The sequence below is a fragment of the Agrococcus beijingensis genome (assembly GCF_030758955.1).
GTDB classification, from domain to species: Bacteria; Actinomycetota; Actinomycetes; order Actinomycetales; family Microbacteriaceae; genus Agrococcus; species Agrococcus beijingensis.
In genome coordinates, this window is the sequence record NZ_CP132360.1 from 1,101,345 (window position 1) to 1,122,713 (window position 21,369).

16 protein-coding genes, 1 tRNA gene, 1 rRNA gene and 1 pseudogene are annotated in these 21,369 nt (G+C 70.4%); 4 read left to right on the forward strand and 15 right to left on the reverse strand.

Translation table 11 applies throughout. The features are described from left to right. Nucleotides 1-24 precede the first annotated feature (24 nt). The 3 genes from Q9250_RS05280 to Q9250_RS05290 are packed head-to-tail and all read left to right on the forward strand — an operon-like array spanning nucleotide 25 to nucleotide 1,726. Nucleotides 25-819, forward strand: a complete 795-nt coding sequence (locus Q9250_RS05280; RefSeq protein WP_306233541.1) for a class E sortase — start codon at nucleotides 25-27, stop codon at nucleotides 817-819. Next, nucleotides 819-1,010 (forward strand): hypothetical protein, encoded by a 192-nt coding sequence (locus tag Q9250_RS05285; protein WP_306233542.1) that lies wholly within the window; start codon nucleotides 819-821, stop codon nucleotides 1,008-1,010. Before Q9250_RS05280 ends, Q9250_RS05285 begins: the two co-directional genes overlap by 1 nt. Continuing rightward, the gene (locus Q9250_RS05290; protein WP_306233543.1) at nucleotides 1,007-1,726 is read left to right on the forward strand and encodes an anthranilate synthase component II; all 720 of its coding nucleotides are present in this window, start codon (nucleotides 1,007-1,009) and stop codon (nucleotides 1,724-1,726) included. Before Q9250_RS05285 ends, Q9250_RS05290 begins: the two co-directional genes overlap by 4 nt. Before the next feature lie 60 nt (nucleotides 1,727-1,786). On the opposite strand, the gene pknB is transcribed toward Q9250_RS05290, so the two are convergent. The 7 genes from pknB to Q9250_RS05325 all read right to left on the reverse strand — a co-directional run bounded on the left by pknB (nucleotide 1,787) and on the right by Q9250_RS05325 (nucleotide 10,894). Further along, nucleotides 1,787-3,640: a Stk1 family PASTA domain-containing Ser/Thr kinase gene (gene pknB / locus Q9250_RS05295; protein ID WP_306233544.1), complete on the reverse strand. Its 1,854-nt coding sequence runs from the start codon at nucleotides 3,638-3,640 to the stop codon at nucleotides 1,787-1,789. A 122-nt stretch (nucleotides 3,641-3,762) separates the two neighbouring features. Further along, nucleotides 3,763-5,547 carry a protein kinase domain-containing protein gene (locus tag Q9250_RS05300; RefSeq protein ID WP_306233545.1) on the reverse strand — a complete coding sequence of 595 codons (1,785 nt, stop codon included), beginning with the start codon at nucleotides 5,545-5,547 and terminating at the stop codon, nucleotides 3,763-3,765. Beyond that, on the reverse strand, nucleotides 5,544-7,025 hold the full coding sequence (locus Q9250_RS05305) for a peptidoglycan D,D-transpeptidase FtsI family protein (protein ID WP_306233546.1): 1,482 nt from the start codon (nucleotides 7,023-7,025) through the stop codon (nucleotides 5,544-5,546). Before Q9250_RS05305 ends, Q9250_RS05300 begins: the two co-directional genes overlap by 4 nt. After that, entirely contained in the window at nucleotides 7,022-8,389 is a 1,368-nt protein-coding gene (locus Q9250_RS05310) for an FtsW/RodA/SpoVE family cell cycle protein (protein WP_306233921.1), read from the reverse strand. The genes Q9250_RS05305 and Q9250_RS05310 overlap by 4 nt, the downstream gene beginning before the upstream one ends. A 35-nt stretch (nucleotides 8,390-8,424) precedes the next feature. Continuing rightward, the gene (locus Q9250_RS05315) at nucleotides 8,425-9,666 is read right to left on the reverse strand and encodes a PP2C family protein-serine/threonine phosphatase (RefSeq protein ID WP_306233547.1); all 1,242 of its coding nucleotides are present in this window, start codon (nucleotides 9,664-9,666) and stop codon (nucleotides 8,425-8,427) included. A gap of 2 nt (nucleotides 9,667-9,668) precedes the next feature. Next, nucleotides 9,669-10,208, reverse strand: coding sequence for an FHA domain-containing protein FhaB/FipA (locus Q9250_RS05320; protein WP_306233548.1), 540 nt, complete (start codon nucleotides 10,206-10,208; stop codon nucleotides 9,669-9,671). Further along, nucleotides 10,205-10,894 carry an FhaA domain-containing protein gene (locus Q9250_RS05325; protein ID WP_306233549.1) on the reverse strand — a complete coding sequence of 230 codons (690 nt, stop codon included), beginning with the start codon at nucleotides 10,892-10,894 and terminating at the stop codon, nucleotides 10,205-10,207. The genes Q9250_RS05320 and Q9250_RS05325 overlap by 4 nt, the downstream gene beginning before the upstream one ends. A gap of 86 nt (nucleotides 10,895-10,980) precedes the next feature. Between Q9250_RS05325 and Q9250_RS05330 the strand changes: the two genes are divergently transcribed. Next, nucleotides 10,981-11,064 (forward strand) — tRNA-Leu (locus Q9250_RS05330). 46 nt (nucleotides 11,065-11,110) lie between these two features. Here the strand turns inward: Q9250_RS05330 and Q9250_RS05335 are convergent. From Q9250_RS05335 to argC, 8 genes and pseudogenes are all read right to left on the reverse strand, one after another. After that, nucleotides 11,111-12,489, reverse strand: a 16S ribosomal RNA gene (locus Q9250_RS05335). A gap of 1,008 nt (nucleotides 12,490-13,497) precedes the next feature. Further along, nucleotides 13,498-14,328, reverse strand: a pseudogene (locus tag Q9250_RS05340) (IS1634 family transposase); the annotation flags it as partial. A 115-nt stretch (nucleotides 14,329-14,443) separates the two neighbouring features. Next, nucleotides 14,444-15,775 (reverse strand): tyrosine--tRNA ligase, encoded by a 1,332-nt coding sequence (tyrS, locus tag Q9250_RS05345; RefSeq protein WP_306233550.1) that lies wholly within the window; start codon nucleotides 15,773-15,775, stop codon nucleotides 14,444-14,446. Between the two features lie 19 nt (nucleotides 15,776-15,794). Continuing rightward, entirely contained in the window at nucleotides 15,795-17,270 is a 1,476-nt protein-coding gene (gene argH / locus Q9250_RS05350; RefSeq protein WP_306233551.1) for an argininosuccinate lyase, read from the reverse strand. Beyond that, complete coding sequence (gene argF, locus Q9250_RS05355; RefSeq protein ID WP_306233552.1) at nucleotides 17,267-18,196, reverse strand: ornithine carbamoyltransferase; 930 nt, start codon at nucleotides 18,194-18,196, stop codon at nucleotides 17,267-17,269. Before argF ends, argH begins: the two co-directional genes overlap by 4 nt. Beyond that, entirely contained in the window at nucleotides 18,193-19,134 is a 942-nt protein-coding gene (gene argB / locus Q9250_RS05360; protein ID WP_306233553.1) for an acetylglutamate kinase, read from the reverse strand. Before argB ends, argF begins: the two co-directional genes overlap by 4 nt. Continuing rightward, entirely contained in the window at nucleotides 19,124-20,311 is a 1,188-nt protein-coding gene (argJ, locus tag Q9250_RS05365; RefSeq protein WP_306233554.1) for a bifunctional glutamate N-acetyltransferase/amino-acid acetyltransferase ArgJ, read from the reverse strand. The genes argB and argJ overlap by 11 nt, the downstream gene beginning before the upstream one ends. After that, entirely contained in the window at nucleotides 20,308-21,354 is a 1,047-nt protein-coding gene (gene argC, locus Q9250_RS05370) for an N-acetyl-gamma-glutamyl-phosphate reductase (protein WP_306233555.1), read from the reverse strand. Before argC ends, argJ begins: the two co-directional genes overlap by 4 nt. Nucleotides 21,355-21,369 lie beyond the last annotated feature (15 nt).

The window sequence follows — 21,369 nt, forward strand, 5'->3', positions numbered from 1 at the left end:
GCAGGCGCCGCCTAGGATGGTTCCGTGGCCGAACAGCTCGCTCGAGGGCGCGCGGCCGGGCGAGCGACCCGGCGTCGCGCCACGTTCGCGAGCGTTCTCGGCGAGCTGCTGCTGACCGCCGGCGTGCTCGCGCTGGGCTACGCCGGCTGGCAGGTCTGGCTCTCGGACGCCGTGCTCGGCAGCCAGCAGCAGGAGGCCGCGCGCACGTTCGCCGCCCAGCTGGGGCCGCTCGACCCGGTGCTGCCCGGCGTCGGCGCCAGCGAGCCCGCGGCCTCGCCCGCCGAGGCCCTGCCGTTGCGCACCGACGAGCCGCCGGCCGAGGCCGCCGCCGCCGAGCTCGAGTCCTTCGCCGTCATGTACGTGCCCCGACTGGGGCAGTTCGAGCGCGTGATCGGCGAGGGCACCAGCCGCGCGGTGCTCGACAGCCTCGATCAGGGGCTCGCGCACTACGCGCAGTCGGCGCAGCCCGGCGGTATGGGCAACTTCGCCGTCGCCGGCCACCGCAACGGGCAGGGCGGGCCGTTCACGCACCTCGACGAGATGCGCATCGGCGACCGCATCTACGTGCAGACCGACAGCGCGTGGCACGTCTACGAGTTCCGCAACCACGAGTACGTGCACCCGACCGAGGTCGGCGTGGTGGCGCCGGTGCCGCAGATGCCGTCGACGCCCGCCGACGGCCGCTACCTGACGCTCACGACCTGCAACCCGGAGTGGTCGGCGGCCGGGCGGCTGATCGCCTACGCGACCTACGTGGGCTGGCAGCCCGCCGAGAACGGCATGCCGCTCGAGCTCGCGCGCACGATGGGCCGTGCCTGATGTACGCGGCGCTGTGGCGCGGCCTGCCCGGCCCCTGGCCGGTGCGCCTGCTCATCGTGCTCGCGCTCATCGCGGGCGTCGGCTACCTGCTGATCTTCCACGGCTATCCGTGGATCATGCAGACCTTCTTCCCCACTCCCGACCCCACCTTCGCCGCTCCGCCGACCCAGACAGGCATACCCCTCGCATGACACGCATCCTCGTCGTCGATAACTTCGACAGCTTCGTCTACACCCTCGCCGGCTACCTGCAGGAGCTGGGCGCCGAGGTGACGGTGGTGCGCAACGACGAGGTCGACGCCGCCACCATCACCGAGTGGGACGCCGTGCTCCTCTCGCCCGGTCCTGGCGCTCCGGCAGACGCGGGCGTCTCGATCCCGATGGTGCACGCGGCGATCGCGACGGGCACGCCGCTGCTGGGCGTGTGCCTCGGCCACCAAGCGATCGCCGAGGCGCTCGGGGGCGTCGTCACGCACGCGCCAGAGCTGATGCATGGCAAGACGAGCCTCGTCGAGCACGACGGCACGAGCGTGTTCGCCGGGCTGCCGAGCCCGCTCACCGCGACCCGCTATCACTCGCTCGCGGTCGTCGACGGCACGGTTCCGGATGCGCTGCGCGTGACCGCGCGGACGGTGCCGGATGCGTCCGAGGGCGAGAGCGCGCCGCACGACGCGGGGCAGGACGCCGAGCACGACACGGAGCACGGCGCCGGCGTCATCATGGCGCTCGAGCACCGTCGGGCGCCGGTGTGGGGCGTGCAGTTCCACCCCGAGTCGGTGCTGACCGAGGGCGGCTACCGGATGCTGGGCAACTGGCTCGAGGCAGCCGGCCTCGCGGGCGCCGCAGCCGCCGCGATGGGCCGGGCACCGCTCGTGACGCTCGCGCCGCCGCCCGACCACGCGCGCTGATGCGGGCGGGAGAGCGCCCGGCCGCGTAGGCGCGGGGGCCCGAGCCGAGCCGCGGCTCGCTCAGTCGCCGTCGCCGCCGCCTCCGCCGCCTCCGCCGTTGCCGCCGCCCCCGTTGCCCGGACCCGAGGGGTCGACAGGCGCGGGGGGTGCAGAGGGCGCGGGTGCCGGAGCCGGCGCGGGCGCCGGCGCGGGTGCGGGTGCCGGCCGCGCGGCGCGCACGCAGTAGGTGACCGTGATCGCGCTGCCCTGCGCGACATCGGAGTCGGCGGTGAGCGACTGCGCCGTCACATCGTTGGCGTCGGCAGCGGCGCACGAGGTGGTCGTCCGTCGCTGCACCGTCATGCCGAGCGTCTCGAGCTGCGACGTGGCGTCGGCGATGGCCTGGCCCACGACGTTCGGCACGGTGACGAGCCCGTTCGACAGCACGAGGTTGATCGTCGCGCCCTGCGAGACATCGGTGCCGGCGCCCGGATCGGTGCTGATGACCCGGTCGAGCTCGACGGTGGGGGATGCGTCGCGGGTGACCTCGCCCACCACGAAGCCCGCGGCCTCGAGCGCCTGCCGAGCCTGTGCCTCGGTGAGGTTCGAGACGCTCATGAGCGGCGCGGGCGGCGGGCCGTTCGAGACGATCAGCGTCACCAGATCGCCCGGGGCGAGGCGGATCTCGGCCTCGGGCTCGCTGCGGATCACCGTTCCGGCGGCGCTGTCGTCGATCACCCGGCGCACGTCGGCCTGGAGTCCGGCGTCCTCGACGGCGACGGTCGCCTCGTCCTCGGTGAGCCCGGCCACCGCCGGCACGTTGGTCGAGAGACCCGCGATCGGGATGTTCGAGAAGCTGGTGGCCCAGACCACGGCCACGATGACGAGCAGCGCGATCAGCGCGGCCGCTCCCCAGAGCCAGAAGAGCGGGGGACGGCGGTCTCGCCTGGCATCGGCCGGCTCGGCCTCCGACTCCGGCAGTCGATCGTCGGCGGCGAGCGCGGCGAACATGGTCGTCGCGGCCCCCAGCTCGAGCGGTGCGGTCTCGGTGCGCTCGAAGGGCACGAGCACGCCGTCGAGCGCCTCGTCGAGGGCCTGCTTGAACTCGCCCGCGGTCTGGAACCGGTCATCGCGCTTCTTCTGGAGCGCCTTCGCGACCACCGAGTCCATCGCCGGCGTGATGCCCGGGGTGATCGACGAGGTGGTCGGCGGCTCCTCGGCGACGTGCTGGTAGGCGACGCCGACGGGGGTGTCGGCGCGGAATGGCGCCTGGCCGGTGAGCAGCTCGAACAGGATGACGCCGGTCGAGTACAGGTCGGTGCGCAGGTCGACGGATTCGCCGCGCGCCTGCTCGGGGGAGAAGTACTGGGCCGTGCCGAGGATCGTGCCGGTCTGCGCCACGTTGGCGCTGGTCTCGCTGACGGCCCGCGCGATGCCGAAGTCCATCACCTTGATCTGGCCGCCCGGCGTGACCATCACGTTGCCGGGCTTGATGTCGCGGTGCACGATGCCGGCGCGGTGCGAGTACTCGAGCGCCGTCAGGATGCCCTTCGTGATGCGGGCCGCCTCGGTCTGGGGCAGCGGCCCCTCGGCGATGATGTCCTTCACCATCCGGCCGTCGACGTACTCCATGACGATGTACGGCACCGCCGCGGCTGCGCCGCTGCTGTCGAGCGCCGGCTCCTCGCCGGCGTCGAAGACGCGCACGACGGTGGGATGCGACATGCGGGCCGCCGACTGCGCCTCCTGACGGAAGCGGGTGCGGAACTCCGCATCGCGCGAGAGGTCGGGCTTCAGCAGCTTGACCGCCACCTGGCGGTCGAGGCGGGTGTCGCGGGCGAGGTGCACCTGCGCCATGCCGCCCTGGCCGATGAGCTCGCCGATCTCGTAGCGGTCGCCGAGGGTGCGCAGCGACGCGATGATGCTGTCGGTCATCGCGGCTCCTCCCTCGTCAGGCCCCTGCGGGTGTGCCCCGGCGAGCGGGGATCGGTCGATTCTACGTCACCGGCCTGCGCCGGCACCGGCAGGGCCGTGCGGCGACGGTGTCACGGCCGGCGTCACGGCTGGCCCGGGGGCACCACCGGCAGCGTCGGCGTCGGCACGGTCGGCGTGGGTGCCGGGGCCGGCGTGGCCGGCGTCGTCGGGGTGGGTGTCGGCTCCGGCTCGGGCTCCGGCTCCGGCTCGGCGACGCCGGTCAGGGTGAGCACCGGCGACGAACCGCTCGTCAGCGGCTCTCCGCCGTCGATCGCGCAGGTGTAGGTGTAGGTGACGGTCGTCGCGCCCTCCGGCAGGCCGAAGATCTGCACCGCCGGTCCGCCCGGCGACTCGGTCGCCGTGCTGCCGCTGGGGAACGTGATGAGCGCGTCGTAGTTGCTGATCGTGTAGCCGGCCGGGCAGCTCGCGGCGTCCCACACGATCGTCAGGTCCGATCCCACCGGCACCGCGGCGGGGTCGGCGGAGTTGTCCTGCAGGCGCGGCGCGCTCGTCGGGTTCTGGATCTGCGCGAGCGGCGCGTGGATCGTGCCCGACACGGTCGCGCCCACGGGCACGGGGCCGGTCGGCGCGACGGCGTAGATCCTGCCCGCGTCCCCGTCGGTGGTCGCCGGCGTGCCGGTCTCGACGCGCGGCACGAGGCCGAGCGCCTCGATGGCGTCGCGGAACTCGGCCTCGGTCAGGCCCTCGAAGTCCGCCAGCGAGATGTCGACCGTTGCCGCGGTCTGGCTGTCGGTGACCGGAGGCGTGGCGGTCGGATCGTCGCGGTTCTGGTTGAGCAGGATGAGCGCGATCGCCACGCCCGCCGCGACGAGCAGCAGGGCGAGGATGATGACCGGCCAGATCCAGGGGTTGGTGCGGCGCTTCTGGCGATCGCGCACGGCTGTCGTCGCCCGCGTCACCGGCAGCGCGGCAGTCGCGGGGCTCGACTGGGTCGTGATCACCCGCGTCGCGGCCTGCGTGGGGGAGTCGATGGTCGCGAACGAGTCGGTCGAGGCGATGCCGGGCACGATCGCCGCCGCGCCGGCGATGTCGCCGCGACGGAGCATGGTCGCCGCGCGCGACAGGTGCGCTGCCGACGTCGGCCGGTCGGCCGGCGTCTTGGCGATGCACGAGAGCACGAGGTTGCGCACCGGCTCGGGCACCGTGGTCGGGAGGTCCGGCGGCGCGTCGTTGATGTGCGACATGGCGATCGCCACCTGCGACTCGCCCGTGAACGGCCGGCGGCCGGCGAGCGCCTCGTACGCGACGATGCCGAGCGAGTAGATGTCGGTCGAGGGAGCCGCCTGCTGGCCGGAGGCCTGCTCGGGCGACAGGTACTGCACCGTGCCCATGACCTGGCCGGTGGCGGTCAGCGGCACCTGATCGGCGATGCGGGCGATGCCGAAGTCGGTGATCTTGACGCGCCCCTCGGGCGTGATCAGCAGGTTGCCGGGCTTGATGTCGCGGTGCACGAGCCCCGCCTGGTGGGCGGCATGCAGTGCAGCAGAGGTCTGCGCGACGATGTCGAGCACCTTGTCGGCGGAGAGCGTGCGGTCGCGGTCGAGGATCGCGCTGAGCGGCTCGCCGGGCACGAGCTCCATCACGAGGAAGGCGCTGCCCTCCTCCTCGCCGTAGTCGAAGACGTTGGCGATGCCCTCGTGGTTGACGAGCGCGGCGTGCCGGGCCTCGGCGCGGAAGCGCTCGAGGAACCCGGGATCCCCCATGTACTCGTCCTTGAGGATCTTCAGCGCGACGGTGCGGCCGATCACCTGATCGGTCGCCTGCCACACCTCGCCCATGCCGCCGATGGCGATCCTGCTGGTCAGCTGGTAACGCCCACCGAAGGTGAGTCCGCTGGATGGTCTCATGAGTTCAGCACCGCCTCGATCACTGCTCTCCCGATTGGTGCGGCGATCACGTTTGAAGTATCGCCGACGATGTTCTCATCCGGGACGACCACGACGGCGACAGCCACGCTCCGGTCGTCCAACTCTCCGTATCCCGTGAACCACAGGTTGAACGGCTCGCCGCTCTCGCCCGTCTCCGCGGTGCCGGTCTTGCCGCCGACGGTCACGCCGGGGACGGCGGCGTTCGTCGCGAGCCCGTCGGTGACGGCCAGCTGCATCGCGCCGCGCATGGCGGCCGAGGTCTGGGTCGAGACGGGATTGCCCAGGATCGTGGGCTCGGGGTCGTCGAGCACGTCGAGGTCGGGGGCGAGCACCCGGTCGATCATCTGGGGCTGCATCATCGTGCCGTCGTTGTAGAGGGCGGCCGTGACCATCGCGATCTGCAGCGGCGTCACCCGCACGTCGTACTGGCCGAAGCCGGTGAGCATCAGGTTGGGGGCGTTCGCGTCGGCCGGGTAGGTGCTGGGCGTGACCTGCAGGGGGATCGACAGGTCGCGGCCGAAGCCGAACTCGCTGGTCTGCTGCGCCATCGCGTCGACGCCCAGCTCGGCGGCGAGCTGCGCGAACGGGATGTTGCACGAGAGCACGAGCGCGGTCTCGAGCGTGACCGTCTCGCCCGGCCCGCAGGTGGTGCGGGATGCGTTGCGCACCTCGGCGGTCGAGCCGGTGAGCTGCAGCACGTCGGGGTTCGGGAACTCCGACTGCAGCGTGTAGCGACCCGACTCGAGGGCCGTCGCCGCGGTCACGAGCTTGAACACCGAGCCCGGGTAGTACAGGTCTCCCGCGATCGCGCGGTTGTGCAGCGGGTCGCTCGGGTCGGCGAGCAGCTGGTTGTAGGTCTCCTGGACCGTCGCGGTGCTGTGGAGCGCGAACGCGTTCGGGTCGAACGTGGGGCTGGAGTACATCGCGAGCACGTCGCCGGTGTCGGGGTCGAGCGCGACGACCGCGCCCTCCCGGCCAGCCAGCGCATCCGCCGCCGCCTGCTGGGCGGCATGGTCGATCGTGAGCTCGACCGACGAGCCGGAGGGGTCCTGACCGGTGATCGTGGCGAGGATCTGATCGAAGAACTGGCTGTTGGCGGCGCCGGTCAGCTCGTCGTTCATCGCCCCCTCGATGCCGGTGTTGCCCTGGCCGAGGGTGTTGTAGCCGGTGACGGAGGCGTAGAGCGGGCCGAGCGGGTACTCGCGCTGCCAGGCGTACTCGTCGTCGGTCGGGGTCGACTGGGCGACCGGGATGCCGTCGACGACGATCGCGCCGCGCTCGACCGCGAACGAGTCGAACAGCGTGCGGGTGTTGCGCGCATCGGCCTGCAGCACATCGGCCTGCACGGCCTGGATCATCGTCGACGATCCGAACAGGCCGATGAACATCACCAGCAGCAGCGCGCTCACGCGCCGGATGGGCCGACGCATGCTCTGCTCGCGATCCTTGTCGCTCATGCGATCCCCCTTCCGCGCACCGAGTCGCTGAGCCGCAGCAGCAGCGCGACGATGAGCCAGTTGGCCAGCAGCGAGGAGCCGCCGGCGGCCAGGAACGGCGTCGTCAGGCCCGTCAGCGGGATCAGCCGGGTGACGCCGCCGACGACGATGAACACCTGCAGGCCGATCGCGAACGCGAGGCCGACGCCGAGCAGCTTGGTGAAGTCGTCCGGGCCCTGGAAGCCGATCCGCACGCCCCGCGAGACCAGCACCAGGTAGAGCGCGAGGATCGCGAAGACGCCTGCGAGGCCGAGCTCCTCGCCGAGCGAGGGGATGATGTAGTCGCTGTTGGCGTAGGGCGTGATGTCGGGGCGCCCGAGGCCGAGCCCGGTGCCCAGCAGACCGCCCTGCGCCATGCCGAACACGCCCTGCACGATCTGGAACGAGCCGCCCTGCGCCTCGTACACCGACTGGTCGAAGGCGTTCACCCAGGCGTCGATGCGGCGCTGCACGTAGCCGAGGGTGAAGTAGGCGGCGACGCCGCCGAGGGCGACGAGGCCGACGCCGATGACCATCCAGGAGCGGCGGCCGGTGGCGACGTAGATCATCACCAGGAAGAGCCCGAAGTACAGCACCGAGGTGCCCAGGTCGCGCTGGAAGATGAGCACCAGCATGCACATCGCCCAGACGATGAGGATGGGGCCGAGGTCGCGCACGCGCGGGAAGCGGATGCCGAGCACCTTGCGCCCGACCACCGAGAGCGAGTCGCGCGCGGTCATCAGGTAGCCGGCGAAGAAGATCGCCAGGGCGATCTTGGCGAGCTCGCCCGGCTGCAGCGACAGCACGTCGCCGACGCCGATCCAGACGGTCGCGCCGTTGATGGTGCGGCCGATGCCGGGCACGAGCGGCAGCACGAGCAGCACGATCGCGACGGCCATCGCGAGGAACCGGTAGCGGGCCAGCACGCGGTGGTTGCGCACCAGCACGATCGCCAGGATCGCGACCACGAGGGCGATGCCCGTCCAGACCATCTGGCGCGTCGAGGCCGCCGCCCAGCCGCTCGCGCCCTCGGCGAGGTCGATGCGGTAGATCATCGCGATGCCGAGCCCGTTCAGCACGGTGACGACGGGCAGGATGATCGCGTCGGCCTCGCGCGCGACGAAGCGCAGCGCGATGTGGAGCGCCAGGGTGAGGATGCCGAGCCCGCCCGCGAGCTGCAGCGGCAGCATGTCGACGCGCTCGAGGGCGCCGAGCTGCACGAGCACCATGGCACCGCCCGCGAGCACCCAGGCGATCACGAGCAGGAACAGCTCGAGGTTGCGCAGCTTCGCGGGATTGCGGATGCGCACGCGGATCGCCTCGGTGACCTCGCGCAGCTGCACCAGGCCAGTGGGGGTGGCGTCGGCGACGCTCCGGTCGCTCACGGCGTCCGCTCCAATCGCTCGACGATCGCCTGCGCGGCCGCCAGCGAGCCGGCCGACAGCGTCTGCTCGACGTTGCGCTGGTTGAAGGGCGAGAGCGACTCGAACGCGATGTCGGTCTGCTCGATCTCGGTGGCCAGCACGATCGGCCCGATCTGCTGCTGGATGCCCTGGTAGATCGCCACCTGGCCGTCGTCGTTGACGCCGACGAAATAGCGGTCCTGGGTCCATCCGTAGAAGGTGACGCTGACGATGGTGAACAGCGCGATCGCGAGCACCGCGCCGACGCCCCAGCTGATGCGGCGGTTGCGACGCATGCGGCGCTGCTCGGCGAGCAGCTCCTGCAGGAACTCCTCGCTCTCGGGCTCGAAGTGCTCGAAGGCCGGCTGCAGGCGCGACTGCCTGGGGTGCAGCAGCAGCTGCGAGAGGCTCACCGAGGTGCGCTCGGGCTCGACGGCCTCGTAGCTGATGGGGGCCGCCGCCGACCCGACGGTGGTGGGCTCGACCGACGAGGTGCGGCGGTCGTCGATGTCGACGAGCACCACGGTGACGTTGTCGGGCGCACCCCGCGAGAGCGACTCGTTGACGAGCCGCTGCACGGTCGATGGGGTGTCGAGGCCCTGCTCGAGGATGGCGCGGATGCGCTCCTCGTCGACGTAGGACGACAGGCCGTCCGAGCAGACCAGCCAGCGGTCGCCGGGGAACGTCTCCTCGACCATCGTGTCGATCTCGGGGTTCGTCTCGACGTTGCCGAGCACGCGCATGACGACGTTCCGTCGCGGGTGGTGCTCGGCCTCCTCGCGCGTGATGCGGCCGGCGTCGACCAGCTTCTGCACGAACGTGTGGTCGGTGGAGAGCTGCTCGAGCGCGCCAACGCGGTAGCGGTAGATGCGGCTGTCGCCGATGTGCGCGATGCCCACGCGGTCGCCCACGCGGATCACGCCCGACGCGGTCGTGCCCATCCCCGAGAGCTCGGGGTGCTCGACCATCGCCTGCTGCAGCCCGTCGTTGCCCTCGCGCAGACGATCGGCGAGCGCGGCCGCGGCCTCCTCGGCCGTCTCGTACGCGCGGTCGGCCTCGCGCGCCCGCCGCGTGACGATCGCGCTCGCGACGTCGCCGCCCGCGTGGCCGCCCATGCCGTCGGCGACGAACGCCAGGTGCGCTCCGACGTAGCCGGAGTCCTGGTTCTCGGTGCGGATCCTGCCGACGTGGCTGATCGCGGAGGAGAGCGGTGCGCTCAAGCTCAGCGCCTCAGCTCGAACGTCGTGGTGCCGATCCGCACGCTGCTGCCGACCCGCAGCGGGGTCGCCTCGCTGATGCGCCGGCCGTCGACGAAGGTGCCGTTCGTGGAGTCGAGGTCCTGCACCATCCACGAGTCGCGCCAGCGCACGATCTTCGCGTGCGCGGTCGAGGTGTAGTCGTCCTTGATCTGCAGGCCCGACCCGCTCGAGCGCCCGATCGACAGGCCGGTCTCCGGCAGGTCGAGCTCGGTGCCCGCCCGCGGTCCGGTGGTGATCACGATGCGCGAGGCTTGACCGGCGGATGCGCTGCTCGCGGAGGCGCGCGGGGTCACGGTCGTGGGGGTGTCGGACGCCACCACGGGCACGGCCGCCGACGCGGCAGCCTCCTCGCGCGTGCGCTGGCTCTGCACGGCGACGCGCTGCAGCGGCGTGAGCCGCGGACCGAAGAGGTCGCTGCGCAGCGAGTAGAGCACGATGAAGATGAACAGCCACAGGAGGGCGAGGAAGCCGATCCTGATGATGATGAGGGTCAGGTCGCTCACGAGCGGCGCTCCTTCGACTGCGCCAGCACGCGGTAGACGATGCGCGTGGCACCGATGTCGATGATCGAGTCGGGCTCGAGCAGCGAGCTCTTGAGGGCCCGACCGTTGAGGGTCGTGCCGTTCGTCGAGCCGAGGTCGCTCACCTGGGCGCGGGTGCCGTCCCAGATGATCTCGGCGTGCTTGCGCGAGGCGCCCGCGTCGTCGACGGTGATGTCGGCATCCGATCCGCGGCCGATGACCGTGCGGCCCTTGCGCAGCGTGTGGCGCTTGCCCTTGATGTCGACCACGGCAGTCCAGACGACCTCGCCGGCCTCCGAGTCGGAGCGGATCTCGAGCATGCCGGTCGCCATCGCGTCGTCGGGCTCGAGGCCCAGGTCGATCGGGCCGGGGAACGAGTAGCCCGACTGTCGCGCGTGCGCCTGCACGGCAGCGGTGAGCTCGTCGAGCAGCGAGTCGCCGAGCCGCCGCAGGCGCTGGAAGTCGGCGGTCGACAGGCGCACGGTGAGCCGGTTGGGCACGAGGATGCGGTCGCGGGAGACGACGGAGGCGCTGGTGTCGAGCTCGCGCTTGAGCGCGCTGGCGATCTCCACCGGTTCGACACCGGCGCGGAACGTCTTCGCGAAGGCGCCGTTGACGGCCTTCTCCAGCCCGCGTTCGATCGCGTCGAGGAATCCCACCGCTGTCATCACCACCCTTCGTGCCGCCGTTAGCGTACCCGTCGAGTCCCAGAACCTGATATTCTCGTGTGGTTGCCCGGTGTGAGCCGGGCTTCGCGCGAGTGGCGGAATTGGCAGACGCGCTGGCTTCAGGTGCCAGTGTCCGCAAGGACGTGGGGGTTCAAGTCCCCCCTCGCGCACAGAAAGGCCCTGGGCTCCACCCCGGGGCCTTTCCCGTTTCCGCGTGACCGGCTCGGTCTACTAGGAAAGTCTCGTGAGCCTATGCGGCCACGGGGATTACTAGCGACTCCGACTTCATGAGGTCGAGTTGCAGACCTCAATCCGAACTGAGACCGGCTTTTTGGGATTCGCTCCACCTTACGGTATCGCAGCCCATTGTACCGGCCATTGTAGCATGCGTGAAGCCCAAGACATAAGGGGCATGATGATTTGACCTCATCCCCACCTTCCTCCGAGTTGACCCCGGCAGTATCCCATGAGTTCCCACCATTACGTGCTGGCAACATAGGACGAGGGTTGCGCTCGTTGCGGGACTTAACCCAACATCTCACGACACGAGCTGACGACAACCATGCACCACCTGTATACCGACCTTGCGGGGCGACCATCTCTGGCCGTTTCCGGTATATGTCAAGCCTTGGTAAGGTTCTTCGCGTTGCATCGAATTAATCCGCATGCTCCGCCGCTTGTGCGGGCCCCCGTCAATTCCTTTGAGTTTTAGCCTTGCGGCCGTACTCCCCAGGCGGGGAACTTAATGCGTTAGCTACGACACGGAGACCGTGGAATGGTCCCCACATCTAGTTCCCAACGTTTACGGCATGGACTACCAGGGTATCTAAGCCTGTTTGCTCCCCATGCTTTCGCTCCTCAGCGTCAGTTACGGCCCAGAGATCTGCCTTCGCCATCGGTGTTCCTCCTGATATCTGCGCATTCCACCGCTACACCAGGAATTCCAATCTCCCCTACCGCACTCTAGTCTGCCCGTACCCACTGCAAGCCCGAGGTTGAGCCTCGGGTTTTCACAGCAGACGCGACAAACCGCCTACGAGCTCTTTACGCCCAATAATTCCGGACAACGCTTGCACCCTACGTATTACCGCGGCTGCTGGCACGTAGTTAGCCGGTGCTTTTTCTGCAGGTACCGTCACTTTCGCTTCTTCCCTGCTAAAAGAGGTTTACAACCCGAAGGCCTTCGTCCCTCACGCGGCGTTGCTGCATCAGGCTTGCGCCCATTGTGCAATATTCCCCACTGCTGCCTCCCGTAGGAGTCTGGGCCGTGTCTCAGTCCCAGTGTGGCCGGTCACCCTCTCAGGCCGGCTACCCGTCGTCGCCTTGGTGAGCCATTACCTCACCAACTAGCTGATAGGCCGTGAGCTGATCCTTGACCGAAGTTCTTTCCACCATCAGGAGATGCCTCCGAAGGTCGTATCCGGTATTAGACGCCGTTTCCAGCGCTTATCCCAGAGTCAAGGGCACATTGCTCACGTATTACTCACCCGTTCGCCACTAATCCGGAGGAGCAAGCTCCTCCTTCATCGTTCGACTTGCATGTGTTAAGCACGCCGCCAGCGTTCGTCCTGAGCCAGGATCAAACTCTCCGTAAAGAAAAGTTGCATACCAAACCGGGGAAAACCGGATGGCAGCGAGTTTGATGCTGACAAAATAGACTGTCTACTGACAATCTGTCTCATCCAAAGGAATCGTTCTGCCCGAAGGCAGGACGAGTTAATAATTTGGCATTTGACATTGTGCACGCTGTTGAGTTCTCAAGGATCGGACGCTCTCGGACATTCCCATCACAGGTCTGCGCCGAGGCAACTTCTCAAGTATAACCACTTCTTCACGAGTGTCAAATCGACACACCGTGCGGAGCAAAGCTCACACCAGACTTTCAGATCCGGTTCGTGGCAACCTGTCTAGATTACACGATCCAGAACGACTGTCAAGCCGGCATGTCGGCAACAACTGCTGCCAACGCTGCGATCCGCACACTCGTCATCGAAGTGGAGTAGTCACGATACTCGCCCCACGGCCCAGCACACAACGTGTGGAGGAACCCGAAGGCAAGGAGGTGGTCCCTCTTGATCCGCCAGCCTCTCGGCCCGGCGTCTATGGGGTGACAAGGGACAACATTACACGGAAGACCGCCCACACGGGCAAACCGACCGCAGCCCGGGCGTGTCGCAGGGCGGCGCTGCCCGCACGTCCTGGCTGCCGCGAGATCCACGACCCCACACTCACGGAGGACAGCCGGCGCCTGGTCGACAGCGCTGCTCTCGGCTTCGGCGCCCGTTGCGCGCCAGCGCACTGGAGTGCCACCCACGCACGGAGTTGCAGAGTGCCACGAGTTCGAGGGCCTCCGCGACCCGGCGACGTCGAGGAGCCGGCCGAGCCCAGTGGCCGACAGAGGTCGCGAGTGGAGTGCGAATACGACCGCTGAGCGACACGTGCTCGGCTCATCGCTCGGCGGGCCGACACCGACGGGACGGAGCCGCGCACGAACACTGCTCGCGCGAGGAGACCTGGGGCACTGCTGACCAGCTGCTGCTCTGCACTCGCTCACCGTGGAGCGCGGAGCGCGGACGCACGCTTCTGACCTGGATCGTGCCAAGTTAGTGCCCCGCGGCTGACCCGAGTTTGGTGAGGATCGCGGCGGCTTCGCCGGCCGCAGGGGTCTGGGCGGTGATCTGGTGTCCGTCGATGGTGATCACGACATCGCGCAGCGGCTTGAGCGCGCGCACGATGCGGCGGATCGAGGCGCCGGTGATCGCCTGCAGGTGACGGCTGATGGCGAGGGCGCAGAACACGATCGTCAAGTGCGCCTGGATCGAGTCCTCCTGCGCGTGGAACATGGGTCGCGCCTTCAGGTCGGTCTTGGCCATCCGGAACGACGCTTCGACCTGGAACAGCTCGTGATAGGCCGCGACCACCCCGGCCCCGTCGATCGCCCGTTCGGGGAGGTTGGTGACGTAGCCCTTCAGGCCCAGCCAGCCGCGGGCCTTCTCGATCTGCGGCCAGTTCACGCCGACGCTCTTCCCGTCGATCGTGACGAACCGGTCCCTCTTCGCCGGCCGGCTGCCGTCGGCGATCTTCTCGGCGCGTTCGATCTGCTTGTTGAGCGTGATGTTGTCGCGCTTGTCGCGTTTGAACGAGTAATGCCAGACGACCCGCCGCTCCCGCGCCTTCGCGCCGACGCCCATCGTGCGGACGGTCTCGATGATCTGCCCGTCGACGAACGCGTTCCCGTGCCGCTCGAAGTGCGGGGTGAGGTCGTGCGGGGCGGAGGAGGTGCGGGAGCCGACGATGAACCGGAACCCGGCGTCCTCGACGGCGTTCAGGTTCGCGGCCGAGAGCATGCCGGCATCGGCGACCACCACCAGCTCCTCCACCGCGTGGCGGGCGCGGAAGGCGTCCAGCACCGGCAGCAGCGTGAGCGTCTCGCCNGAGTGATTACGTTACACGGGGCCGGGCGCCTGGCCCCAAATCGCGTGCATCCCGGGCGTGTCTCCGCAGAACGGCGCGGCAGACGAGGAACGGGGGCCCGAGGGCCCCCGTTCCTCACGCGCGAATCGCTCCGGCATCCGTGCCGGCCTCGACACCGGCGTCGACACCGGCGAGCGTCTTCTTGCCGCGCCGCAGCACGGCGTATCGGCCGTGCAGGAGTCGGCCCTCCAGCGTGGCGGCGGGGTCGTCGATGCGCTGGTTGTTCACGGAGACACCGCCCTGCGCGATCGCGCGCCGGGCATCGGAGAGCGAGTCGACGAGTCCGGTCTCCTGCAGCAGCTGCAGCACCGGGGCGTCCGGGGTCGCGGTCGCCTGCTTGTCGAGCGAGGCCACTGCAGCAGCGAGCGTCCCCTCCCCCAGCGCGTCGAGATCGCCGGCGCCGAAGAGCGCCTCGGAAGCGGCGATCGCCTGCTGCGTCGCCTCGCTGCCGTGGATGAAGGTCGTCGCCTGGAACGCCAGCTCCTTCTGCGCCTCGCGTCGGAACGGCGCCTCCGCCGTCGCCCGCGCGAGCTGCTCGATGCGCGCCGACGGCAGGAAGGTGAACGACTTCAGCAGCTGGATCACGATCGCGTCGTCCTGGTTGAGCCAGAACTGGTACATCGCGTAGGGCGTCGTCAGCTGCGCGTCGAGCCAGACCGCGTTCCCCTCGCTCTTGCCGAACTTCTTCCCGTCGGCGTCGGTGATCAGGGGTGAGCCCAGCGCGTGGGCGTGCACGCCCTCCGCCTTGCGGATCAGCTCGGTGCCGGCGGTGAGGTTGCCCCACTGATCGCTGCCGCCGAGCTGCATGATGCAGCCGTAGCGCAGGAAGAGCTCGCGGAAGTCGAGCCCCTGCAGCACCTGGTAGCTGAACTCGGCGTAGGAGATGCCCTCATCGGACTCCATGCGCGAGGCCACGGCATCCTTGCGCAGCATGGTGCCGACGCGGAAGTGCTTGCCGATCTCGCGCAGGAAGTCGACGGTCGACATCGGCGCCGTCCAGTCGAGGTTGTTCACCAGCTCGACCCGGTTGTCGCCCTCGGCCAAGAGGAACCGCAGCATCTGGTCGCCCAGGTAGGTCACCCACTCTGCGACGGTCTCGCGCTCGTTCAGCTGGCGCTCGGCGGTCGGCTTCGGGTCGCCGATCAGGCCGGTCGAGCCGCCGACCAGCGCGAGCGGCCGGTGACCGGCCAGCTGCAGGCGGCGCATGATGATCAGCTGCGCCAGGTTGCCCAGGTGCAGGCTCGGCGCGGTCGGGTCGAAGCCGCAGTAGAAGGTGATCGGCTTGCCGCCCAGCAGGAACCGGAGCGCCTCGGGGTCGGTGGAGACGTGCACGCTGCCGCGATACTGCAGCTCGTCCCAGACATTCGGGAACGCCGGGTCGAGCTGGATGGGAGCGAGTTCGGTCACCCGTCGAACCTATCGAACCTCAGCGGCTCTCGAGGCGCGCCAGGCGGGCGTCGAGCGACTGCAGCTGCACGTCGACGGCGGCGCGGGCGGTGCCGCCGATGCCGTCGCGCGACGCGATCGCTCCGTCGACGGTCAGCACCTCGCGCACCTCGGGCGTCAGGTGCTCCGACACCGAGCGGTAGTCGTCGTCGCTCGCCTCGTCGAGCTCGATGCCGCGCGACTCGCACAGCCGCACCAGCGCACCCGAGATCTCGTGCGCATCACGGAACGGCACGCGACGCTTCACCAGCCACTCGGCCACATCGGTCGCGAGCGCGTAGCCGGCGGCGGCGCCGGAGCGCATCCGCTCTTCGTCGAACGTCAGCGTCGCCACCATCCCGGCGAAGGCCGGCAGCAGCACCTGCAGCTGATCGACCGCGTCGAAGACGGGCTCCTTGTCCTCCTGCAGGTCGCGGTTGTAGGCGAGCGGCAGCGCCTTCAGCGTCGCGAGCAGGCCCGCGTGGTCGCCGATCAGACGACCCGCCTTGCCGCGCGCGAGCTCGGCGATGTCGGGGTTCTTCTTCTGCGGCATGATCGACGACCCGGTCGAGAAGCCGTCGTGCAGGCGGGCGAAGCCGACGTCGCGGGTGGTCCAGAAGATGACCTCCTCGGCGAGCCGGGAGAGATCGATCGCGGTCATCGTCAGCACGAACGTGAGCTCGGCGACCACGTCGCGGGCGGCGGTCGCGTCGATCGAGTTCGGGCTCGGCGTCGCGAGCCCGAGCTCGTGGGCGACGATCGCCGGGTCGAGGCCGAGGGTCGAGCCGGCCAGCGCACCGGAGCCGTAGGGCGACTCGCTCGCGCGCACCCGCCAGTCGGCGAGCCGCTCGAGGTCGCGCACCAGCGGCCAGGCGTGGGCGAGCAGGTGGTGCGCGAGCAGCACCGGCTGCGCGTGCTGCAGGTGGGTGCGGCCAGGCATCGGCGCGTCGGGGTGCGCGTGGGCCTGCATGCGCAGCGCCTCGATGACCGCACGGATGCCGCGCTCGACCTCGTCGGTCTCCTCCAGCATCCACACGCGCACGAGCGTCGCGATCTGGTCGTTGCGCGAGCGGCCGGCGCGCAGGCGGCCGCCGAGGTCGGCGCCGGCGATCTCGATGAGCCCGCGCTCGAGCGCGCCGTGCACGTCCTCGTCGGAGTCGGCCGCGACGAACGCGCCGCTGCGCACCCGCTCGGCCAGCTCGTCGAGCGCCGCGCGCATGCCGGTCAGCTCGTCGTCGCCCAGCAGCCCGGCGGCGTGCAGCGCGGTCGCGTGCGCCTTCGACCCGCGGATGTCGAGCTGCGCCAGCCGCCAGTCGAAGTGCGTCGACTTCGACAGACGCGCCATCTCCGGGCTCGGGCCCGAGGCGAAGCGGCCGCCCCAGAGGGAGCCCTCGTTGGTCGTCGATTGGCCGTCGCCCTGCTGGCTCGTGCCCTGCTGGCCAGCGCCCTGCTGGCCCGCGTCGTGCTGCTCGCTCATGCGTCGGCCCGCTCGAGCAGCCAGGTGAGCAGCGCCTTCTGCGCGTGCAGGCGGTTCTCCGCCTCGTCCCAGATGATCGACTGCGGCCCGTCGATGACGTCGGCCGTCACCTCGAAGCCCCGGTCGGCGGGCAGGCAGTGCATGAACACCGCATCGTGCTTTGCCTCGGCCATCAGCGCCTGGTCGACCGTGAACTCGCCGAACGTGGCGACCCGCTCGGCCTTCTCGTCCTCCTTGCCCATCGACACCCAGGTGTCGGTGACGACGATGTCGGCGTCGGAGACGGCGGCGGATGCGTCGTGGACGACGGTCGCACTGCCGCCGGTCTCGGCGGCGATCGCCTGGGCGGCGGCGACGACCTCGGGCACGGGCGCGTGCGCCGCGGGCGCGCCGACGCGCACGTGCATGCCGGCGGTCGCGCAGGCGAGCAGGTAGGACTGACCCATGTTCGAGCGGCCGTCGCCGACGAACGCGACCGTGAGGCCGGCGAGCTCGCCCTTGTGCTCCTGCATCGTCAGCAGGTCGGCGAGCAGCTGGCAGGGGTGGAAGTCGTCGGAGAGCGCGTTGACCACCGGCACCGTGGTGCCCTTCGCCATCTCCTCGAGCCCGGCCTGCGCGTAGGTGCGCCAGACGATCGCGGCGACCTGGCGCTCGAGCACGCGCGCCGTGTCGGCGGCCGTCTCCTTGCCGCCGAGCTGGCTCGATGCGGTCGCGATGATGAGCGGCGAGCCGCCCAGCTCGGAGATGCCGACGTGGAACGAGACGCGGGTGCGGGTCGACGACTTGTCGAAGATGACCGCCACGGACTTCGGGCCCTCGAGCGGGCGGGCCGCGAACCGGTCGCGCTTCATGGTCGCGGCCAGCTCGAGCACCTCGCGCTGCTCTGCCGGGCTCAGGTCGTCGTCGCGGAGGAAGTGGCGGGTCATGCGGGCTCCTGCAGGTCGGTCGGCGCGGTGGGCGACTGGGGGGCGGATGCGGGCACCACCTCGGTGCCCGACCCTGCGGTCGTGAAGATCTCGGTGAGGATGGAGTGCGGCGAGCGGCCGTCGATGATGGCGGCCTTCGCCACGCCGGAGCGCACTGCGGTCAGGCACGCCTGCATCTTGGGGATCATGCCCGACTCGAGCGAGGGCAGCAGCGCCTCGAGCTCGACGTCGTCGATCTCGCTGATGAGGCTCGAGCGGTCGGGCCAGTCGCGGTAGAGGCCCTCGACGTCGGTGAGGATGACGAGCTTCTCGGCGCCGAGCGCGGCCGCGAGCGCCGCGGCGGCCGCGTCGGCGTTGACGTTCAGCGACTCGCCGGGCCGGTCGCCGTCGGGCGCGATCGACGACACGACCGGGATGAGGCCGGCGTCGAGCAGCCGGCGCACGGGCCGCGGGTCGACCGCGACGACGTCGCCGACCTGGCCCAGGTCGACATCCTCGCCATCGACGACGGTGCCGCGGCGGCGGCCGGTGAACAGCCCAGCGTCCTCCCCCGACATCGACGCGGCCAGCGGGCCGTGCGCGTTGATGAGCGACACGAGCGTGCGCGCCACCTGGCCGGTGAGCACCATCCGCACCACGTCCATCGCCTCGCGGCTGGTCACGCGGTACCCGCCGCGGAACTCGCTCTCGATGCCGTGGATGCGCAGCGCCTCGCTGATCTGCGGGCCTCCGCCGTGCACCACGACGGGCGCGAGGCCCACGTGGCGCAGGTAGACCATGTCCTCGGCGAAGGCGCGCTGCAGCGCCTCGCTGACCATCGCGTTGCCGCCGTACTTCACCACGATGGTCGCGCCGCGGTAGCGCTCGAGCCACGGCAGCGACTCGATCAGCGTCTCGGCCTTGCGCGCGGCGTCGTCCTGCTCGTCCCTAGCTCGCATATGCCGAGTTCTCGTGCACGTAGTCGTGGGTGAGGTCGTTGGTGCGGATGGTGGCGGTCGCGTCACCGGCGTTCAGGTCGATGACGATGTGGGTCGCCCGGGGCGTCAGGTCGACCTCCTCGCGGGGGCGATCCGGCGTGCCGGCGTGGCAGACGCGCACCCCGTTGAAGGTGACGTCGACGTCGTACGGGTCGAACGACGCATCCGTCGTGCCGATCGCCGAGAGCACCCTCCCCCAGTTGGGGTCGTTGCCGAAGATGGCGGCCTTGAACAGGTTGGAACGAGCGACCGACCGGCCGACGACCACTGCCTCGTCCTCGCTGGCAGCCTGTCGCACCTCGATCGCGATCGCGTGCGTCGCGCCCTCGGCGTCGGCCTGCAGCTGGTGCGCGAGTTCGTCGCAGAGCGCCGTCACGGCGGCGGTCAGCGTCGCCTCGTCGGGCCGCGCGCCCGAGGCGCCGGAGGCGAGCAGCAGCACCGTGTCGTTCGTCGACATGCAGCCGTCGGAGTCGAGCCGGTCGAAGGTGACGCGCGTCGCGGCGCGCAGGGCGCGGTCGAGCACATCGGCGTCGACGTCGGCGTCGGTGGTGAGCACCACGAGCATCGTGGCGAGGCCCGGTGCGAGCATGCCCGCGCCCTTCGCCATGCCGCCGATGGTGAAGCCGTCACCCTCGACGACCGCCTGCTTCGGCACCGAGTCGGTGGTCATGATCGCCTGGGCGGCCCGCAGGCCCGCCTCGGCGTCGGCGCCGGCGGCCTCCCCGGGACCGTGCGCCAGCGCATCCGCCGCGAGGTCGACGCCGCGGAGGACCGCCTCGCGGAACGCCTCGCCGCCCTCGCCGATGAGGCCCGTCGAGCACACCTGCACCTCGACCGCGCCGATGCGCAGCCGCTCGGCGACGCGCTCGGCGGTCTGGTGCGTGGTCTGGAATCCGAAGGCGCCGGTGAAGCAGTTCGCCCCGCCGGAGTTGAGAATGACGGCGCGGGCGCTGCTGTCCTGCATCGCCTGCTCGCTCCAGAGCACCGGGTTGGCCTTGGCGCGGTTCGAGGTGAAGACGGCCGCGGCGCTCGTGCGCGGGCCGTCGTTCACCACCAGCGCGACGTCGAGGCCGCCGGAGGACTTCAGGCCAGCGGCGACGCCGGCCGCGCGGAAGCCGGCGGCGGCGGTCACGCTCACGGGGCGACCCCGTCGACCGGCAGGCCCAGCTGCTCGTCGAAGCCGAGCGCGATGTTGGCCGACTGGATCGCGGCGCCGGCGGTGCCCTTGCCGAGGTTGTCGATCGCGGCGATCATCACGACGCGGCGCGCGGCCTCGTCGACGCCGACACCGATGTGCACCGAGTTCGAGCCCAGCACGTCGGCGGTGCGCGGGAACGCGCCGGCCGGCAGCACGTACACGAAGCGCTCGTCGCCGTAGGCGCTCAGCCACGCGCCGCGCACCTGCTCGGCGGTCGCGTCGCCGACCAGCGGCGCCGTGACGGTCGCGAGGATGCCGCGCGACATCGGCACCAGCACGGGCGTGAAGGAGTGGAGCACCTCGCCGGCACCCGCGTTGCGCAGGTTCTGCGCGATCTCGGGGATGTGGCGGTGCGTGCCGCCGACGCCGTACGGCGTGGCGGAGCCGGTGAGCTCGGAGGCGAGCAGGTGCGTCTTGGCCGCACGGCCCGCGCCGGAGGAGCCGACCGCCAGCACCGACACGAGGCCGGTCGGGTCGATGACGCCGGATGCGATGCCGGGCGCGGCCGCGAGGGTCACGGCGGTCGCGTTGCAGCCGGGCACCGCGATGCGGCGGGCCGCGCGCAGCTCGCGGCGCTGCCGGCCGCCGTCGGCGAGGATCAGCTCGGGCATGCCGTAGGGCCAGGTGCCGGCGTGCTCGGTGCCGTAGTACTGCAGCCAGTCGGCGGCCGCCTCGAGGCGGTGGTCGGCGCCGGCGTCGACGACCAGCACGTCGTCCGCCAGCTGCGCGGCGATGCCGCCGGAGTGGCCGTGCGGGAGCGCCAGGAAGACGACGTCGTGGCCGGCGAGCACCTCGGCGGTGGTCTCCTGGAACGTCAGGCTGGCAAGGGATCGCAGGTTCGGGTGCACGGAGACGAGGGGCTGCCCGGCGTTGGCGTGCGCCGTGACGGTGCGCACCTCCAGCTCGGGGTGCAGGGCGAGCAGCCGGAGCAGCTCGCCGCCCGCGTACCCGCTCGCGCCTGCGACGGCGACGGAGAGGCTCATGCCTCCAGGCTACTC

Coding starts and splice junctions, on each gene's coding strand:
- Q9250_RS05285 (WP_306233542.1), top strand. CDS start 819: ATGTACGCGGCGCTGTGGCGCGGCCTGCCCGGCCCCTGGCCGGTGCGC.
- Q9250_RS05290 (WP_306233543.1), top strand. CDS start 1,007: ATGACACGCATCCTCGTCGTCGATAACTTCGACAGCTTCGTCTACACC.
- pknB (WP_306233544.1), bottom strand. CDS start 3,640: ATGACCGACAGCATCATCGCGTCGCTGCGCACCCTCGGCGACCGCTAC.
- Q9250_RS05300 (WP_306233545.1), bottom strand. CDS start 5,547: ATGAGACCATCCAGCGGACTCACCTTCGGTGGGCGTTACCAGCTGACC.
- Q9250_RS05305 (WP_306233546.1), bottom strand. CDS start 7,025: ATGAGCGACAAGGATCGCGAGCAGAGCATGCGTCGGCCCATCCGGCGC.
- Q9250_RS05325 (WP_306233549.1), bottom strand. CDS start 10,894: ATGACAGCGGTGGGATTCCTCGACGCGATCGAACGCGGGCTGGAGAAG.
- argH (WP_306233551.1), bottom strand. CDS start 17,270: ATGAGCGAGCAGCACGACGCGGGCCAGCAGGGCGCTGGCCAGCAGGGC.
- argF (WP_306233552.1), bottom strand. CDS start 18,196: ATGACCCGCCACTTCCTCCGCGACGACGACCTGAGCCCGGCAGAGCAG.
- argB (WP_306233553.1), bottom strand. CDS start 19,134: ATGCGAGCTAGGGACGAGCAGGACGACGCCGCGCGCAAGGCCGAGACG.
- argC (WP_306233555.1), bottom strand. CDS start 21,354: ATGAGCCTCTCCGTCGCCGTCGCAGGCGCGAGCGGGTACGCGGGCGGC.